The organism is Flavobacterium gelatinilyticum (assembly GCF_027111295.1).
In the GTDB taxonomy this organism is placed as follows: domain Bacteria; phylum Bacteroidota; class Bacteroidia; order Flavobacteriales; family Flavobacteriaceae; genus Flavobacterium; species Flavobacterium gelatinilyticum.
This window is the reverse complement of sequence record NZ_CP114287.1, coordinates 2431918-2449451: the sequence shown is the minus strand read 5'-3', so window position 1 is coordinate 2449451 and position 17534 is coordinate 2431918. Positions and strand designations below refer to the sequence as shown.

Annotated in this window: 20 protein-coding genes; 19 read left to right on the top strand and 1 reads right to left on the bottom strand. The window is 34.9% G+C overall.

The window, feature by feature from the left end; genetic code table 11:
* The first annotated feature begins 134 nt into the window (after positions 1 to 134).
* The 19 genes from OZP11_RS10300 (at position 135) to OZP11_RS10210 (ending at position 16426) form a co-directional block, all read left to right on the top strand.
* Positions 135 to 710, top strand: a complete 576-nt coding sequence (locus OZP11_RS10300) for a TerD family protein (protein WP_281235116.1) — start codon at positions 135 to 137, stop codon at positions 708 to 710.
* 80 nt (positions 711 to 790) lie between these two features.
* The gene (locus tag OZP11_RS10295; RefSeq protein WP_281235115.1) at positions 791 to 1456 is read left to right on the top strand and encodes an HAD family hydrolase; all 666 of its coding nucleotides are present in this window, start codon (positions 791 to 793) and stop codon (positions 1454 to 1456) included.
* A 2-nt stretch (positions 1457 to 1458) separates the two neighbouring features.
* Complete coding sequence (locus tag OZP11_RS10290; protein WP_281235114.1) at positions 1459 to 2265, top strand: phosphoribosyltransferase family protein; 807 nt, start codon at positions 1459 to 1461, stop codon at positions 2263 to 2265.
* A 3-nt stretch (positions 2266 to 2268) separates the two neighbouring features.
* Positions 2269 to 2823, top strand: a complete 555-nt coding sequence (locus OZP11_RS10285) for a TerD family protein (protein ID WP_281235113.1) — start codon at positions 2269 to 2271, stop codon at positions 2821 to 2823.
* A 3-nt stretch (positions 2824 to 2826) separates the two neighbouring features.
* A complete protein-coding gene (locus OZP11_RS10280) occupies positions 2827 to 3435 on the top strand; it encodes a TerD family protein (protein ID WP_281235112.1) in 609 nt (202 codons plus the stop codon).
* Between the two features lie 4 nt (positions 3436 to 3439).
* The gene (locus OZP11_RS10275; protein WP_281235111.1) at positions 3440 to 4525 is read left to right on the top strand and encodes a toxic anion resistance protein; all 1086 of its coding nucleotides are present in this window, start codon (positions 3440 to 3442) and stop codon (positions 4523 to 4525) included.
* Between the two features lie 32 nt (positions 4526 to 4557).
* The gene (locus tag OZP11_RS10270) at positions 4558 to 5526 is read left to right on the top strand and encodes a hypothetical protein (RefSeq protein WP_281235110.1); all 969 of its coding nucleotides are present in this window, start codon (positions 4558 to 4560) and stop codon (positions 5524 to 5526) included.
* Positions 5527 to 5535: 9 nt separating this feature from the next.
* Positions 5536 to 6087: a TerD family protein gene (locus tag OZP11_RS10265; RefSeq protein WP_281235109.1), complete on the top strand. Its 552-nt coding sequence runs from the start codon at positions 5536 to 5538 to the stop codon at positions 6085 to 6087.
* A gap of 20 nt (positions 6088 to 6107) precedes the next feature.
* Positions 6108 to 6767, top strand: coding sequence for a TerD family protein (locus OZP11_RS10260; protein WP_281235108.1), 660 nt, complete (start codon positions 6108 to 6110; stop codon positions 6765 to 6767).
* Positions 6767 to 7180, top strand: coding sequence for a hypothetical protein (locus OZP11_RS10255; protein ID WP_281235107.1), 414 nt, complete (start codon positions 6767 to 6769; stop codon positions 7178 to 7180). The genes OZP11_RS10260 and OZP11_RS10255 overlap by 1 nt, the downstream gene beginning before the upstream one ends.
* A 13-nt stretch (positions 7181 to 7193) precedes the next feature.
* Positions 7194 to 7832, top strand: coding sequence for a vWA domain-containing protein (locus OZP11_RS10250; RefSeq protein ID WP_281235106.1), 639 nt, complete (start codon positions 7194 to 7196; stop codon positions 7830 to 7832).
* A gap of 78 nt (positions 7833 to 7910) precedes the next feature.
* Positions 7911 to 8546: a vWA domain-containing protein gene (locus OZP11_RS10245; protein WP_057117141.1), complete on the top strand. Its 636-nt coding sequence runs from the start codon at positions 7911 to 7913 to the stop codon at positions 8544 to 8546.
* A gap of 18 nt (positions 8547 to 8564) precedes the next feature.
* A complete protein-coding gene (locus OZP11_RS10240; protein WP_281235105.1) occupies positions 8565 to 9014 on the top strand; it encodes a hypothetical protein in 450 nt (149 codons plus the stop codon).
* Positions 9014 to 9265, top strand: a complete 252-nt coding sequence (locus tag OZP11_RS10235) for a YggT family protein (protein WP_281235104.1) — start codon at positions 9014 to 9016, stop codon at positions 9263 to 9265. Before OZP11_RS10240 ends, OZP11_RS10235 begins: the two co-directional genes overlap by 1 nt.
* 1 nt (position 9266) lies before the next feature.
* Positions 9267 to 10319 (top strand): TerY-C metal binding domain-containing protein, encoded by a 1053-nt coding sequence (locus OZP11_RS10230; protein ID WP_281235103.1) that lies wholly within the window; start codon positions 9267 to 9269, stop codon positions 10317 to 10319.
* A gap of 4 nt (positions 10320 to 10323) precedes the next feature.
* Positions 10324 to 11733: a PP2C family serine/threonine-protein phosphatase gene (locus OZP11_RS10225; protein ID WP_281235102.1), complete on the top strand. Its 1410-nt coding sequence runs from the start codon at positions 10324 to 10326 to the stop codon at positions 11731 to 11733.
* Between the two features lie 2 nt (positions 11734 to 11735).
* The gene (locus OZP11_RS10220; RefSeq protein WP_281235101.1) at positions 11736 to 13247 is read left to right on the top strand and encodes a helix-hairpin-helix domain-containing protein; all 1512 of its coding nucleotides are present in this window, start codon (positions 11736 to 11738) and stop codon (positions 13245 to 13247) included.
* A 31-nt stretch (positions 13248 to 13278) separates the two neighbouring features.
* Complete coding sequence (locus tag OZP11_RS10215) at positions 13279 to 14280, top strand: TerC/Alx family metal homeostasis membrane protein (RefSeq protein WP_281235100.1); 1002 nt, start codon at positions 13279 to 13281, stop codon at positions 14278 to 14280.
* Between the two features lie 232 nt (positions 14281 to 14512).
* Entirely contained in the window at positions 14513 to 16426 is a 1914-nt protein-coding gene (locus OZP11_RS10210) for an ABC-F family ATP-binding cassette domain-containing protein (RefSeq protein ID WP_281235099.1), read from the top strand.
* A 144-nt stretch (positions 16427 to 16570) separates the two neighbouring features.
* Here the strand turns inward: OZP11_RS10210 and OZP11_RS10205 are convergent, their stop codons facing one another.
* A complete protein-coding gene (locus OZP11_RS10205) occupies positions 16571 to 17533 on the bottom strand; it encodes an App1 family protein phosphatidate phosphatase (protein WP_281235098.1) in 963 nt (320 codons plus the stop codon).
* Position 17534: the final 1 nt, after the last annotated feature.

Sequence of the window (17534 nt, the reverse complement as noted above, 5' to 3'; positions counted from 1 at the left end):
CTGAAATCATTTTAATTTAATAAGATAATTATTGATTTTGTTAATAAGTATTTCTCTTTTTACGCGATCCCGCATTTTTTAAGGTCGGCTTTTTTGTATTATTGTATAGGTTAAAATTTTAAATAAATAGTATAATGGCAATAAATTTACAAAAAGGACAAAGGATCGATATTGGACTGTCTAATATAACTGTTGGTTTAGGCTGGGACCCAAATGAAGGCACAGGACATGATTTTGACTTAGATGCTTCGGCAATTATGATCAATTCAGACCGAAAGCTTTTAGGTGAAAGTTACTTTGTTTTTTATAATAATTTATCATCTCCGGACGGTGCATTAATTCATACCGGAGACGACCCGACAGGAGGAAACAGTGACGGCGATGACGATGAAGCAATAAAAGTTGATTTAAGCAAAATTGATCCTGCTGTTGAAGAAGTTCTTTTTGTGGTTACTATTGAAGATTTTGAACGCAGAAAACAAAATTTTGGACAGGTAAGAAATTCGTACATCCGAATTGTCGATGATGCAAACGGACAGGAAATTGCCAAATATGAACTTGGAGAAGATTTTTCTATTGAAACCGGTGTTGAGTTTGGAAGATTGTACAAACGAAATGGAAACTGGAAATTCGAAGCTTCAGGTATTGGTTATAAAGCTGATCTGGGATTTTTTCTTGAGAAATATTATTCAGGGGAAATCATTAAATAATTATAAAATTTCAGTTTTGCAGTGCATTTGGTTTTAGTCACTAAACCAATGTTTTTATTGTAAATTTTAAAAACAGACTTTTGAAAATAAACTATGAAAATTACAGCCATCTGTCTTTTGATTTATGGCTTACATTAATAAAATCATCCCCTGAATTTAAGCAGAAAAGAAATGCATTGTTCAGGGATTTTTTTGAAATTGAACATCCAATCGAAAAAGTAAATGAGATTGTGCGCTATTTTGATGTTTTGTGTAATAATATTAACGAAAAAACAGGATTAAATATAGACACATACGAAATTTATTACCTAATTTTAAGCGCTTTGGACGTTGATATTGTTAAAAATGACACAGATCGTCTGTTTCAGTTTTACGGACATACAGAGGAATTGTTTTTAGAATACAAGCCAGTTTTGATTTTTCCCGATATAAAAAAAATGTTTCAGGAAATTACAAATCAGGACAAATCGATAAGTATTTTGAGTAATACGGCATTTATAAAAGGAGCGGCTTTAAGAAAACTGCTCGAATATTATGAACTGTCAGATTATTTCAAATTTCAGATTTATTCTGATGAAGCCGGGTTTTCAAAACCAAGTGCAGCTATTTTTCAGCTTGTACTCGATGAAATAAGTAAATATAAAAAAATAGAAAAAAAAGAGGTACTGCATATTGGCGACAATAGTATCGCTGATTACAACGGAGCGATACAATTTGGTTTTAATGCACACCTTCTAAAAATATAAAAGTGAATAAAAGTTACAGCTTACATAAAATCACAGATCAGGATATTTGTCCTTTTAAAGAAGCAGAATACAGCCGGTTTAAATTTGGCGACAAATTCTATGCAGAGAAATTTGCTGAGGATCTTTTTGACGGATTTATAGAAGAATACGGAGATTTAGTATTGTCAGATAAAGACATTGTAATTCTCCCAAGTCCGTATTTGTCTATTCCTACGGCTTCCAATTTTTTATGCTATTATTTTAAAAAAGAACTCAACGGCTTTTTATTTAAAAACGGTAAAAAAGCCTGTATCGAATCAAAAATTTACAGAAACCAGACTTATGTAACAGATTACGGCAATCTCGATTTTGAGCAAAGGGTAAAACTAATCTCAAACGATACCTATTACATTGATCGTAATTTTATCGAAGGGAAGCTGTGCATTTTTGTAGACGATATTAAAATAACCGGAAGCCATGAACATACCGTAAACAAAATCCTGAACCAGTACGATGTTCAGGGTGATTTTGTTTTTGTGTATTATGCCGAACTGACAAACAAAGAGGTTCACCCAAAAATCGAAAATCATTATAATTATTTCGCCGTTAAAAACGTAGAAGATATTATTTCGATTGTTAACAGCGAAGATTTTCAATACAATACCAGAATTGTAAAATTTATCCTGAGTATGGATGATAAACAATTCGCGTATCTGATTTCGAACATTTCAAGAAAAAAAAGCAACGAATTATTTCATCTGGCGATTAGTAACAACTACCATCAGATTTTAGAATATAAAAACAATATTAACGTAATAAAAATAGATTAGATTATGGCTATTAATTTGCAGAAAGGACAAAGAGAAAATATAAATGCACCCAAATTTACAATTGGTTTAGGGTGGGATACAAACAACAGCAGTACAGGTTCTAGTTTTGACCTTGACGCTTCGGCTTTTATTGTTGGAGCTAATGGGAAAATATTATCTGACGATCATTTTATTTTTTACAATAATCTAAAAGCTCCGGATGAATCAGTTATTCATACAGGAGATAACCTTACGGGAGATGGCGACGGAGACGACGAGCAAATCAAAATAGACCTGACTAAAATCAATTCTGCCGTAAAAGAAATCTGTATCGTGGTTACCATTCACGATGCCGAAAGCAGAAGACAAAATTTTGGGCAGGTGCGCAATTCATTCATTCGTATTGTAGATGATTCTAATAATACAGAAATGGTGAAATACGAACTTGAAGAAGATTTCTCTATTGAAACAGCAGTTGAATTTGGAAGAATTTACAACAAAGACGGACAATGGAAATTTGAAGCAATGGGTGTTGGAATGAAAGGCGGATTACAGGATTACTTAAATAAATATAACTAAGATATGGCAATTAATTTAGAAAAAGGACAACGTATAAATCTTGAAAAAAGCAACGGTTCAAAACTGGTAAACATCTGCGTAGGAGTAAACTGGGGAGCAATCGAGAAAAAAGGATTTTTTGGCACCAAAAAAGAACCTGTAGATTTAGATGCAAGCTGTGCAGTTTACGATGAGAAAAAAACACATATTGACTCCGTAAACTTTAGAAAATTAATTTCAAACGACCGCGCTATCAAACACAGCGGAGATGATTTAACAGGAGATTTAAATGGCGACGACGGACTTGATAATGAAGTTATTACTTTAGATTTTTCTCAATTAACGCCTTCTGCAAGTTATGTTGCATTTTTTATAAACAGTTTTAGAGGCCAGGATTTTAAAGATATTCCTTTTGCTTCTATCAGAATATACGAAGGAACGCCAACAAGAGTAAGTCAGGAATTTGCCCGTTATGATATCGCAAACGATGCTTCTTTTGCAGGAAACGTTTCGATGGTATTAGGCGTTTTCTACAAAAGAAACGACGAATGGAAATTCAACGCAGTAGGAGTGCCTACAAGCGATAAAAAACTAGAACAGACAATCGTTACAATTCAACAGAATCACTTATAAGATCATGGAAAATCAATTAGTTACTCAGGAGAATACAGCCTTAATTGATAAAGACGGAAATGTAAATTTAGCTGTTGTTACAGAAGCAGATGTAAATAATTACAAATCTATATCAAATCAGTTAAACGAGAACGATGCCAATTCGATACTGAATTATGGCGCTGAAATTCAAAATTCTATTGCCAAACAAAGTGATAATTTCTTAACAAACGTAAGAACTTATAATTCAGGTGAAGTAGGAGGTTTGATCAATGATTTATTAACAGAACTAAATTATGTTGATGTTGATCAGCTGGATCAGGGACCTTTTAAACGATTTGTTTCAAAAATTCCATTGCTGAATAAATTTATTATCGATGTTAAAAAACTGTTTCAGGAATACGATAAAATTACTGTAAACATTGATAAAATCAGCAATAAGGTAAAAGCCGGAATGATCAATTCTGTAAAAGATAACAGCGCCCTTCAGACTATGTTTGACGGAAACGTGAATCTGATCAAAGAAATGGAAAAACACATTATTGCAGGGCAAATTCGTTTTAAGGAATTAAACGAAGAACTTGCTGTAATGGAAGGAAACAGCGCACAATATCAGGATTATCAGATTTCTGATAAAAGAACTTTCATTAATCGTTTAGACAAACGTCTTGCTGATATGAAAATCGTGCGTTTTATTATGCTTCAGTCTCTGGCTCAAATTAGAGTGGTGCAGAACAACAACACGTCGATTGCCGAAAAAGCACAGTCTATCCTGACTACAACACTGCCAGTTTGGAAAAACCAGCTGACGCTTGCCGTTGCATTGCAGAGACAAAAACAGAATATCGAAGTACAAAGAAAAGTATCAGAAACTACCAATACTATTTTGCAGAAAAATGCCGAAATGCTGAAACAAAACAGTATCGAAGTAGCCAAAGAAAACGAAAACACAATCGTTTCTCTTGAAACACTAAAAATGACAACAAAATCTTTGATTGATACACTGACAGAAGTAAAACAAATACACGAGCAGGGTACAGAAACCAGAAGACAGCTTGACGCAGGTTTACAAAGTCTTGAACAAGAACTGAAAAAAGGCGTAGTAAGCTAAGAATAATAAAAAGAATGTTTGAAAATAGATAAATGCAGGAGGAAGAGGAAAGATATCTTGAAATAATAAAAGAAAGTAACAGAAAACTTGTGATTTTAGAATTGCTGGCCAATTTCTTTAATCACAAGGATCTTGTTGGAGTTTTGGTACGGACAAAAATCATACACAAACTCTTTGAAAACAACAGAATATTAGATATTAATAAACTGGAACTTTTTCATATTCAATATACTAACAGTCTGATCGATTTATTTCAAAAACTAAAAAAATCAAAGGAACAGCAGTACGTTTTAATTTCAGATGAGATTTATATTAATGAAGACATTCTGGTAAAACTAAAACAGGAAATAGGCGATACAAAGTTTGCTAAACAAATGCAGCTTCATGCGCTGAATATGTCCAAAAAGATAGAAGAACTCTATCAGCAGCTAGCGTCAGATAAAAAAGATGTTTTCTTTAACTGGAACGATCTCATAACATTTTCTCAAAGGGTGCAATCCGAATATTACAGGGAAATAACCATCGACCAGTATGAAAAATTGTCGCAGTTTAACAAAAGTGTATACGAAAATGCACATGCCAGATTTGAACGAAGACTTTTAGGACGTTTAAACATCCTGAATTTCAAAATAAAATTTTCGTGCGGACTGGTCTGTAATAATGAAATAATAGAGATTTACGAGTTTAGGGATTCTAACGATAAGTTTGTTTTTGTAGCCAATGAAAAATCGTTTTACTTTCTCAATGAAGAAGCTGTAAAAGGAATTGATCTTTCTAAAAATGATTCTTCTAAAGAAACGATTGTAAAAGGATTAAAAAACAAAAATGCCGAACTTAAGAAAGAACTCAGCACGATAAAAACCACATTGCCGGAAAGTGTTCTGGAAGTATTAAAAGAGTATCTTGAAAAAATTTCATCAGTAGATTTTCTGGATGAATTGCAGAATGTCGATGAACAAACCAATATTTTAAAAACAATGTTGAATATTAATATTAATTAAAAAAATAAAATGGCAATTAACTTAGAGAAAGGACAAAGACAAAGCATCAGCGCTCCTAAATTTACTGTAGGATTAGGCTGGGATAGTAATTCAAGCAGCACAGGATCAAGTTTTGATTTGGATGCTTCAGTTTTTTTAGTTGGTGCAAACGGAAAAATTCCAAACGACAATCATTTTATTTATTACAATAACTTAAAATCTCCGGATCAGGCAGTTATTCACGCAGGAGATAACCTAACCGGCGACGGCGATGGCGACGATGAAAAAATCTACGTTGACTTATCTAAAATTTCTCCGGAAGTTCAGGAAATTTCATTTGTAGTTACGATACACCACGCCGATACGAAAAGACAAAACTTCGGACAGATCAGAAATTCATTTATCAGAATTTTGGATGAATCAAATACAGAATTGGTAAAATATGAACTTGACGAAGATTTCTCTATCGAAACAGCAGTTGAGTTTGGAAGAATTTACAAAAGAAATGACGAATGGAAGTTCGAAGCGGTTGGAATTGGAATGAAAGGCGGTTTACAGGATTACTTAAATAAATATAATTAATTTAAACAAGATTTACAGAAATGGCAATTAACTTAACCAAAGGACAAAAGATTGATTTAAGAAAATCAAGCGGAGAAACATTAACAAACTTCTGTGTGGGAGTAAACTGGGGAGCAATTGAAACAAAAGGCTTTTTAGGATTATCAAAAAATGTAGTAGACATCGACTTAGATTTAAGCTGCGTTTTAATTGATGATCAGAACAAACTTTGCGATCATTTATACTCACCTTTATACAGAGTTGAAGTATTGCAGCAGTTTGGTTTACCAAAAGGTAAATTAGTAAGTGTTGACAGTGCTTTAAGACACACAGGTGATGATCTTGAAGGTGATAAGGGAGGAGATGATGGTTTAGACAACGAAATTATCACAGTTGACCTTTCGAAAGTTGATGCCAAAGTAAATCAGATATTTTTCTTTTTAAACAATGCCGGAAAAGAGGATTTCTCTCAAATTCCATACGCAAAAATCAGAATGTACGAAGGTACGCCGACAAAAGTAGTTTCTGAGTTTGCATCATACAATGTATCTGCAGACCGTCAGTACGTAAACAAACGCTCTATCATCATGGGTAAATTGTACAAACGTAACGGAGAGTGGAAATTTAGTGCTATTGGAGATCCAACGGATGATACATTCTTAGGACAGACTATTCACAAAATCGTTCAGTCGTACCTGTAATGTTAATCAAAAACATAGAAGGACTGCGAGTTTCTCAGATAAGAGACCTGGTCGATCAGGGCGGAAAATTTGTTGTTTTCCCATATACTATTTCGTTCATATTAATGACTTTGAAAAGAAGTTCAGACATTTATTTTATCAGACCCGGCGAAAACACTTTTAAATATTCGTACGGATATGTCTTGCTGAATTTCTTCATTGGATGGTGGGGATTTCCATGGGGACCAATTTATACAATCGGGTCGCTTTATCATCATATCGTGGGAGGAAAAGATTTTACTCAGGTAGTTATGAGTGAATTAATCCAGCACGATCCGGAAGCAAATACAAGCACATATAACATTGGCGGGGTAGTAAGCTCAAATTCAGGAGACGATACGGCTCAGGCACCAACTTACAATATTCCTGTATAAATAAAATAACACGATGAGAAGACTACCTGTATATTTATTGTTAGATACATCCGGATCAATGACCGGAGAACCTATTGAAGCTGTAAAAAATGGCGTTCAAATGATGATTAGTTCATTACGTCAGAATCCGCAGGCAATCGAAACAGCTTTCTTAAGCGTGATTACTTTTGACAGTACTGCACAACAGATTATTCCTTTAACCGATTTGGCTTCTTTTCAAATGGTCGATTTAAAAGCAACAGGAGTAACGGCTCTGGGAGATGCTTTGAGATTAACGGCACAAAAAATTGAATCTGAAGTTGCCAAAACAACAACAGAACAAAAAGGAGACTGGAAACCGCTCGTATTTATTATGACTGACGGAATCCCGACAGATAACTGGCAAAACGGTCTGGCAGAATTTAAAAAAGTAAAAACAGCTTTTACTGTTGCCTGTGCAGCAGGAGGAGGCGCAGATACGAATGTCCTGAAACAAATTACAGATACTGTTGTAAGTCTGGAAAACGCAGACAGTTCCAGTATCGGGAAGTTTTTTCAATGGGTAACCGCTTCGATTGGCGTAACATCAACAAAAATAGAAGATTCAGGCAGAGAACTCACCAATTTTAAAGAATTACCTCCGCCACCATCTGAATTAAACATTGTAGTTTAATTTCAGTCGTGGCGGAGTTAAATAAATTGAATTTTAAAGTTTGCATTTTCATTGTTTTAATATTTTTTAAAAAGTAATATGAGAAGACTACCCGTATATTTTTTGCTGGATACTTCAGGGTCTATGTATGGAGAACCTATTCAGGCTCTGAATAATGCTTTAAGCGGTATGATTAATACGCTGCGCTCAGACGCTCAGGCTCTTGATTCGCTGTGGATTAGTATTATAACCTACGACAGAGAAGTAAAAGAAATTGTGCCGTTAACAGAACTGGTTCATTTTCAGCTTCCCGAAATAACTTGTCCGCAGAGTGGCCCTACCAATACAGGAGCAGGACTGGATTTTGTAATTCAGAAAGTAAAAACCGAAGTTATAAAAGGATCAGCAACGCTCAAAGGCGACTGGAAACCGCTGCTTTTTGTTTTTACAGACGGAAAACCATCCGATATTCAGTTTTACAGAGAAAAGATACAGGAAATAAAAGCCCTGAATTTTGGCGCCGTTGTAGGCTGTGCAGCAGGTCATATGGCAAACGACAGTATTCTGAAAGAACTTACAGATAATGTGGTTCATCTTGATTCGGCAGACAGCTCTACTTTAAAACAATTTTTTAAATGGGTTTCCGAAACAATCGAACAGGGAAATAAAAGCCAGGGAACAGGAGAAAGTGTAACACTGCCGCCACCGCCAAGCGAAATAACAGTTGTAGTTTAATCTTAAAAAATACCGGATATGCTAATTACATTTTCAAAACTACTCATTCATGCAGCAACAGCAATTGATGAGGCCTATCAGGAAGGACGAGAAAATGAGCTTGAAAATATAGAATTAAGTTCGGATCAGATATTAGAAACCATGGATATAGATAACATTACTATATGCTATGAAACTACCGGAATTGCCAATTTTGATATAAAAAAAACAGAACAGATTTTAAAACAAAATTACACCAAAAACGAGTTTGATATTCATGATGTTATTGTTCGGAAAAACTGTGCGTATCTAAAAGTAAGACATGATATTCCGCTTCAGGGAAGAAATAAATGCTACGGTGCCTGTTTTTCAATTAATTATATGGAACCTAATAATGGAGTAGCGGTATATGGATATTCAACTAAAAATGCTGCTGAAAGACAAGTTTTTAAAGAAATAGCCAACGAGCTTATAAAGTCACTTTTGTAATGGATTTGATTAAAATATTCCTCAATATTCTAATTGTCGGCTTGTTTTTATATTCAAAATTACTGCCTTACAAAGATAAATTGCATCCTCAGTACAAATCGATTTTTGACTTTTTCAACACTATATTTTCGCCCATATTCAATTTTCTGAAAACCTTTATAAAACCTTTTCAGGTTGGAGCAGGATTAGCAGTCGATATGAGCCAGATTGTACTCTTAATTATATTTTTAATGCTATTAAAATTCCTTTAAAATGAGAAGATTACCAATATATTTTTTAATTGATATTTCAGAGTCAATGGTTGGCGAACCTATTCAGCAGGTCGAAGAAGGACTATCTACCATAATTCAGGCATTAAAAACAGATCCGCATGCGCTTGAAACCGTTTATGTCTCTATTATTGTTTTTGCCGGACAGCCAAAAACTTTGGTGCCGCTGCAGGAAATAGTGAGTTTTTATCCGCCTAAATTCCCAATAGGAAGCGGTACATCACTAAGCAAAGGACTCGGACATTTGATGTATGAATTAAGAAGCAATATTGTTAAAACAACTTATGAAGTTAAAGGAGACTGGAAACCAATTGTATTTCTGTTCACAGACGGAGTCCCTACAGATGACACACAGGCCGCTATAAATGAATGGAAAAACAACTGGCAGCGAACAGCAAATTTAATTGCCGTTTCGTTTGGAAATGAGACCGACACAAAATTATTAGGACAGCTGACAGAAAACGTGCTTCACTTTAAAAACACCAATGTACAATCGTATAAAGAATTTTTTAAATGGGTAACAGATTCTATCAAAACCAGCAGTATTTCGGTAGAAAATAATTCGTCAGGTTTTGAACTCGCAAAATTAGACGGCGAAACACTTTCTAAAATAGATTTAACCAAAGAAGAACCCAACAAACAATACGTTGATGACAATTATGTAGTTTTAAACGGAAAATGTCAGAACACCAAAAGACCCTATCTAATGAAGTACCGCAAAGTTATTGCGCCTTCGATATATGCAGGAATCGAACTGGCATCTAAAAACTACAAACTTGTTGGAGCCTATCAGGTTGATAATACTTATTTTGAACTGGCAGATTCTAGTAATTTTAATACTAAAGTAAATACAGAAGAACTTATTGGAGGACCAACTTGTCCGTGCTGCGGTAATCAGATTGCTTTTGCCGTATGTGTATGTCAAAAAATACATTGTATTGGCGACGAGCAGGTAAGCACATGCCCGTGGTGTAACAATCAGGGATCGTACGGCTATGGAGAAGGCGGTTTTGATGTAAACAGAACACAAGGATAAACCTATGGAAGAGACTAAAAGATATTTAGAGTCTTTTTTATTCCAGAATAAAATCGAAATTCCAAAAAGCAAACAATCGCTTTTTGAAGATTTTATTTCCAATGAAACCAATATTATAGCAGTAAAATTAATTAAAGAAAAACAGCAGATGATTATGCAGAACTGGAACTTAAAAAACCGAATTGACGATATAATGCATCAGTCTGTTTTTCTGCCAAACGGTACTGTAAATAAACCATACGAAGCCAAAATTGACTTTATTCAATTGGGCTGGGATGATATTATTTCGTACGAAATCCAGAATTTAGAAGAAACCGGACTTAGTTTTGATCCCGAAAAAGAACTTCTTTCAGGAAACCCAAAAGTAAGCGGTGACTTAAAAATAAAACTGCTTTTTAAAATTGATGGTGAAGCTGAAGAAACACCATTAAATGAAAAAGTCTTTACACTTATTGTAAATCCGGATCCAAAATCACTTTGGAAGAATATCGAAACCGATCAAAATGCGCTTTTTGCCAAAGAAGATAATATCTCAGTTTCGGGTACTTTCTTAGATAAAAAAATTGTTGTTGCTTCAAAAAGAGGAAGAAGTCATGCCAATTCAGGCTCATTTAGAGAAGACGATTTTGCATTCAAAAATTTCAGTTCAAACGGCTGGAGCGTTCTGGCAGTTTCAGACGGAGCTGGCTCTGCAGCGTTGTCCAGAAAAGGTTCAAAACTGGCCTGCGATACCGTAATTGATTATTTTGAAGAAAATCTCGATAAAGAAAACCTTGCGGATTTTGACGAAATTTTATTCAGCCATTATAAAAAAACAGATCCCGAATCATCAAAAAAAATCAGCCATTTTGTTTACAGTACGTTATTAAAAGGCGCCCATTTTGTTAATCAGAAAATCGAACAATTTGCCCTTGAAAATAACGAAGAACTTAAAAAATTCCACGCCACTTTAATTTTTGCTTTAGTCAAAAAATATGAGTTTGGTTACGCCGTTCTAACTTTCGGAGTAGGTGACTGCCCGATTGGTCTGCTTAATAAAGATGTAACCGAAATCACGCTGATGAACACTATAGATGTGGGCGAATTTGGCGGCGGTACACGATTTATAACCATGCCGGAGATTTTTCAGAGCGAAAAACTTTCATCCCGTTTCGGATTTAAATTAGTTGATGATTTCTCTTATTTAATGCTGATGACAGATGGTATTTACGACCCGAAATTTGTTGTAGAAGCCAATCTGGAAAAAATAGAAAAATGGAACAACTTTCTGTCTGATCTGAAAGGAAATAATGAAGACGGTTCTAAAGTTGATTTCGAAAATGATAATGCACCTATAGCAGAACAGCTTTCAAACTGGATGGACTTTTGGAGTCCCGGAAATCATGATGACAGAACCCTTGCTATAATTTACTAAACATGAGTACAGTTACAGTAAAATCAATAAACGACCCTGCAAAAACCTATCAATTTGTTGATAATGGCGAACCTATGCGCGGCGGTGTAAAAGATGTCTACTTCAGCCCCGACAGAAAATACGTTGTGGCAATTTTTAGAGAAAAATTAGATTTTAATCAAAAAGAAAGACTTCAGAAAATCACCAATAAATATTACATGCAGATTCAGAACGGAGAAGCAGGAGAATATTATTTAAATGAAGTTTTCAGATGGCCGACAGATGTCATCGAATATAACAGTTTAACAGGGATAATTGTTCCGGTTTACAAGCCGAAATTCTTTTTTAGAAAAGGATATCAGACCAGTGATTTAATTCAGGGCAAAGAGAAAAACGGAAAATGGTTTGCAGGACCAAAATTCAGAAACCCTCATTTTCCATTGCGTGTTGCCACTTCAGAATTAGGCGACTGGTTAAGCTATTTTCAGGTTTGCGTAAACCTTTCCCGAGGTGTTAAAAAAATGCATGCTATGGGACTGGCGCATTCTGATTTATCATACAACAATGTTTTGATCGATCCTATAGAAAGATCAGCCTGCATGATCGATCTGGACGGATTAGTTGTTCCGGGGTTATTTCCTGCGGAAGTAATTGGTACTGCCGAATTTATTGCTCCCGAAGTACTTTCAAGCAAACATTTAGATAAAAACGACCCGAATAGAAAGTTGCCAAACAGGTTAACAGACCTGCATGCACTTCCGGTTTTAATTTATATGTTTTTATTACACAGACACCCGTTAAAAGGCGGGAAAGTCCATGATCTTGATACAGAAAAAGATGATTTACTGTCAATGGGAGAGAAGGCGATGTTTATCGAACACCCGACAGATGATACAAACAGACCTAAACTCAATCAGGTTTCAAAATGGGATTTGCCATGGGCGGATATAACTAAACTCCCATATACCATTACAGGGCCTTATTTAAAAACCTTATTTGATAAAGTCTTTGTAGATGGACTTCATAACCCGATGCAGCGCCCTAATGCGGAAGAATGGGAAATTGCGTTACTCAAAACAACCGATTTAATGCAGAAATGCCATAATCCGGCCTGCGAACAAAAATGGTATGTATTTGATAATACTAATACTCCAAAATGTCCGTTTTGTAGTACAGCACATCAGGGTACACTTCCGGTTTTAGATCTCTATTATCAGTTTCAGGAAGGCACCTGGAAGCCCGAGAATCACAGATTGATGGTTTATAATGATCAATATTTGTTTCAATGGCATGTTAATCGTAATATTGCCAGAAATGAGAAATTAACCCAGGTGCAAAAAGTGCCTGTAGGGTATTTTACATTTTTTAACGGGAAGTGGGTTTTGGTCAATCAAAAACTGACTTCGCTAAAAGATTTAACAGAAGACAAAGAAATACCGATTGGTACAATGGTGGAGCTTACAGACGGAAAAAAAATACTGCTTTCGAATGAAGAAGGTGGAAGAATAATTCATGTGACCATGGCCAATACATAAAAATAAAAAATTAACTAAATTAATATCTAAAATGAATCAACACCCAATTTTTTCGGAACATCCCGGTTTAATTATCGTTTTTGCGGTTGCAGTAGTCATCATGCTGTTGTTGGATTTGGGAATCTTCAACAAAAAAAGCCACGTAGTATCAAACAAAGAGGCAATTACCTGGTCATTAGTCTGGATAAGTTTAGCCATGATTTTCAGCGGACTGGTATATCACTATGCCGGAGCAGCCAAATTTTACGAATTTCAGTCGGCTTACTGGATTGAAAAAGCATTATCAGTTGATAACCTTTTCGTATTCATATTAGTATTTAAATTTTTTGATGTACCTAATCAAAACAAACATAAAGTGCTGTTTTGGGGAATCATTGGAGCATTAGTATTAAGAGCCATCTTTATATTCTCAGGAGCTTTCTTAATCGAACTTACGTATCTAAACAAACTTTTAGGTCTTGCCGGAATAGAAGGATTCAAATATGACATTAACCTGATTATGACTGCTTTTGGATTATTTCTTGTATATGCAGGTATCAAATCATGGTCTTCAGGAGACGATGACGACGATCAGGATTACAACAACACAAGAGGTGCAAGATTAATTAGAAAATTCTTTAAAGTCAGCGATAAATACGACGGAGACAAATTCTTTACATTCGAAAACGGAAAAAAATTAGCAACACCGCTTTTAGTAGTAGTAGCCGTAATTGAGTTTACAGATTTACTGTTTGCAGTAGATTCTATCCCTGCGATTTTTGCAATCTCAAACGATCCGTTTATCCTGTATACCTCTAATATTTTTGCTATTTTGGGACTTAGAGCATTGTTTTTCTTACTAGACAACTTCATTCACTTGTTTAGTAAATTACAATATGGTCTGGCAATTATCTTGTCATTCATCGGAGTTAAAATGATTATTTCTCCATTCTACCATATCGATTCTGTTTACTCATTAATGGTAATTGGCGGTGTATTGATCATTTCTGTAATCGCTTCGATCTTAATGCCGGAACCAAAAGAAGAAGAATAAAAGTTATAAAACAAAATAAGATTTTAAGAAGGACTGAAAGTTAGATTTAATTTTCAGTCCTTTTTTTATTGGTAATATTCCAAAACCTGTTGTTTTTCAAAGTAAAAACTTCAATTAAAAATTATACTTTTGCACTTTAAAAATTGTAAAAGGCAATTGGCTTATTTACAGTTTGTTTTTAATTACTAAATCATAAAGGTTTTTAACAGCCTTTAGTTTGCAGCAAAATATTATGCTTAACATACACAATCTTTCAGTTTCTTTTGGCGGAACGTATTTATTTGAAGAAGTTACCTTTCGTTTAGGCGCCGGAGACCGCGTAGGTCTTGTAGGTAAAAACGGAGCGGGTAAATCGACCATGCTTAAAATGCTGGCAGGAGATTTCGCACCGGATTCAGGAGTAATTTCTCAGGAAAAAGACATCCGGATGGGCTTTTTACGTCAGGATATTGATTTCGAACACGGAAGAACAGTTTTGGAAGAAGCTTATGAAGCCTTCACAGAAATTAAGATTGTAGAAAAAAAGCTGGAACAAATTAATCACCAACTCGTTACAAGAACAGACTACGAAAGCGAAGAATACGGTCAGATCATTGAAGATTTATCTGACTACACCCATCGTTTTGAACTTCTTGGAGGTTACAACTATGTAGGAGATACCGAGAAAATTCTTTTAGGACTTGGTTTTAAAAGAGAAGTCTTTAATAACCAGACAGAAACTTTTTCCGGAGGATGGAGAATGCGTATCGAATTGGCTAAATTATTATTGCAGTCAAACGATGTACTGCTTCTGGATGAGCCTACCAACCACTTAGATATCGAAAGTATCATTTGGTTAGAAAATTTCCTTCGTAATTATCCGGGAGTTGTGGTAATCGTTTCGCACGATAAAATGTTTTTGGATAACGTTACCAATCGTACAATCGAAATTTCTTTAGGAAAAGCATACGACTTTAATAAACCCTATTCTCAATATTTAGAACTGCGTCATGAGATTCGCGAAAAACAATTAGCAACTCAAAAGAACCAGCAGAAAAAGATTGAAGAAACCGAAAAATTAATCGAGAAATTCCGTGCAAAAGCTTCAAAAGCTTCGATGGCGCAGTCTTTGATTAAAAAATTAGATAAAGTAGAAAGAATCGAAGTTGATGAAGACGATAATTCAGTAATGAACATTTCGTTTCCGGTTTCTAAAGAACCTGGAAAAGTAGTTATCGAAGCAGAACATGTAACCAAATCATACGGCGACAAAACGATTCTTAAAGATATTAGTTTATTGGTCGAAAGAGGAAGTAAAATTGCTTTCGTTGGTCAAAACGGACAAGGAAAATCAACTTTCATCAAAGCATTAGTAAACGAATTTGAGTATGATGGAAATATCAAATTGGGACACAATGTACAGTTAGGATATTTTGCTCAAAATCAGGCCGAATATTTAGACGGAGAAATCACTTTGCTTCAAACAATGGAAGATGCCGCAACCGACACAAACCGCATGAAAGTGCGCGATATGTTAGGTTCTTTCCTTTTTAGAGGCGATGATGTTGAGAAAAAAGTAAAGGTACTTTCAGGAGGAGAGCGTAACCGCCTGGCACTTTGTAAATTATTATTACAGCCAATCAACGTATTGCTGATGGATGAGCCTACGAACCACTTAGATATTAAATCTAAGAACGTTTTAAAAGCAGCACTTCAAAAATTCGGAGGAACATTACTGTTAGTTTCTCACGACAGGGATTTTCTTCAGGGAATGTCGAATATCGTTTACGAATTTAAAGATCAAAAAATCAAGGAATATCTGGGAGACATTAATTTCTTTTTAGAACAGCGCAATCTTGAAAACATGCGTGAAGTAGAGAAAAAAGATGTTGTAAAAACAACAGCTCCAAAAGAAACGACAAAAGCATCTTACGAAGACCAGAAAAAAACAAAAGCGCTTCAAAATAGATTAAGCAAAATCGAAAGCCAGATTCAGCAGTTAGAAAAAGACATTCAGCACGACGATAAAATGCTCGAAACTAATTACGACAAACATATCGAAGACGCTTCATTCTTTACAGCATACAACAAAAAGAAAGAAGATCTGGATCAGTTATTAATTGACTGGGAAGCTGTTCAGGAAGAGATTGATAATTTTAATTCTTAGTTTTTTAGAGTTTCAATTTTTAGATTTCAAGTTCAGCAGGAACGTATTACAGACCTTTGTTAAAGTTTTTAAAACTTTGACAAAGGTTTTTTAATTTCAGAGTAAAAGCAAGACTGAAAACCTGAAACCTGAAACAAGAAAAACTCACTTAATAATCCCAATAGAGCGGGAATGTTCAATCGCTTCGCTGCTGTCTTTAAAATAACAAACCGCAACATCAAGACTTTCCAGATTCTTCAATATTTTCTGAACTTCCCTTTTCTGATATTTTCCCGTCTGCCTGATGTAAACCGCAATTACCGTAACCGGAAATATTTTGCAGATACGCTCGTATAGAACCGGATCGTGCTGCGAATCATCACCCATTAAAACATATTTAAGAGTAGGGTAAAATTCGACAACGTGTTTTATTTTTTCGAATTTATGATCGTGATTCCCTCTGCCGCTCATAAAAAAATCAGTGATACCTCTTTTGATGTCCTTCAGCAGAAAAACTGCTTTTGGAAGTTTGTTTATTCGGGTAAATTTGGCAATAAAGCGGTATAAATTCCATTCACTGCTGGAAATGTAGAAAAAAGCATTTACTTCTTCTGTAGTATGTCTTCCGGCCGAACTTAAAGCCTGATAATGCGGTACAACATCTTTAAAAACTTTGCGGTCATTTACATTTCGGAATAATAAAATATAAATTTTACGGAAGAAATTATTGGTATGCGAAATCAAAAACGTATCATCAATATCCGATATGATGCCGAGATTTCCTTTGTGCGGCCTAATAAAACTGCCTTTACAAAGCACAGTCTGATCTTTATATTTCAGGCTTACTTCATAAGGCATCCAGCCAAAATGTGTTTCTTTCTCGAGCGGAATACAAAAATTAAAAAAACCATCGTCTAAAGTCTTGGTATGAATTATCTTGTCGTTGTAATGAAGATAAATATCAAAATTTTTAATGGTTTTAATTCGGAATAATTTGAGGACTGAGGTTGCGTTTTTTAATTTCTTTTTCTCAAAATCATAATTGTGTTCTCTTCTTAAAACATGCCCCATCACAATTAATTCCTGTTCATTTGCATAACCCCGGTATAATTGTAAAATTGGTTTCATT

Excerpts from the sequence above, each read along its gene's own strand:
- OZP11_RS10300 (WP_281235116.1), top strand. The coding sequence starts at position 135 with ATGGCAATAAATTTACAAAAAGGACAAAGGATCGATATTGGACTGTCT.
- OZP11_RS10285 (WP_281235113.1), top strand. The coding sequence starts at position 2,269 with ATGGCTATTAATTTGCAGAAAGGACAAAGAGAAAATATAAATGCACCC.
- OZP11_RS10280 (WP_281235112.1), top strand. The coding sequence starts at position 2,827 with ATGGCAATTAATTTAGAAAAAGGACAACGTATAAATCTTGAAAAAAGC.
- OZP11_RS10275 (WP_281235111.1), top strand. The coding sequence starts at position 3,440 with ATGGAAAATCAATTAGTTACTCAGGAGAATACAGCCTTAATTGATAAA.
- OZP11_RS10270 (WP_281235110.1), top strand. The coding sequence starts at position 4,558 with ATGCAGGAGGAAGAGGAAAGATATCTTGAAATAATAAAAGAAAGTAAC.
- OZP11_RS10265 (WP_281235109.1), top strand. The coding sequence starts at position 5,536 with ATGGCAATTAACTTAGAGAAAGGACAAAGACAAAGCATCAGCGCTCCT.
- OZP11_RS10260 (WP_281235108.1), top strand. The coding sequence starts at position 6,108 with ATGGCAATTAACTTAACCAAAGGACAAAAGATTGATTTAAGAAAATCA.
- OZP11_RS10255 (WP_281235107.1), top strand. The coding sequence starts at position 6,767 with ATGTTAATCAAAAACATAGAAGGACTGCGAGTTTCTCAGATAAGAGAC.
- OZP11_RS10250 (WP_281235106.1), top strand. The coding sequence starts at position 7,194 with ATGAGAAGACTACCTGTATATTTATTGTTAGATACATCCGGATCAATG.
- OZP11_RS10245 (WP_057117141.1), top strand. The coding sequence starts at position 7,911 with ATGAGAAGACTACCCGTATATTTTTTGCTGGATACTTCAGGGTCTATG.
- OZP11_RS10240 (WP_281235105.1), top strand. The coding sequence starts at position 8,565 with ATGCTAATTACATTTTCAAAACTACTCATTCATGCAGCAACAGCAATT.
- OZP11_RS10235 (WP_281235104.1), top strand. The coding sequence starts at position 9,014 with ATGGATTTGATTAAAATATTCCTCAATATTCTAATTGTCGGCTTGTTT.
- OZP11_RS10230 (WP_281235103.1), top strand. The coding sequence starts at position 9,267 with ATGAGAAGATTACCAATATATTTTTTAATTGATATTTCAGAGTCAATG.
- OZP11_RS10225 (WP_281235102.1), top strand. The coding sequence starts at position 10,324 with ATGGAAGAGACTAAAAGATATTTAGAGTCTTTTTTATTCCAGAATAAA.
- OZP11_RS10220 (WP_281235101.1), top strand. The coding sequence starts at position 11,736 with ATGAGTACAGTTACAGTAAAATCAATAAACGACCCTGCAAAAACCTAT.
- OZP11_RS10215 (WP_281235100.1), top strand. The coding sequence starts at position 13,279 with ATGAATCAACACCCAATTTTTTCGGAACATCCCGGTTTAATTATCGTT.
- OZP11_RS10210 (WP_281235099.1), top strand. The coding sequence starts at position 14,513 with ATGCTTAACATACACAATCTTTCAGTTTCTTTTGGCGGAACGTATTTA.
- OZP11_RS10205 (WP_281235098.1), bottom strand. The coding sequence starts at position 17,533 with ATGAAACCAATTTTACAATTATACCGGGGTTATGCAAATGAACAGGAA.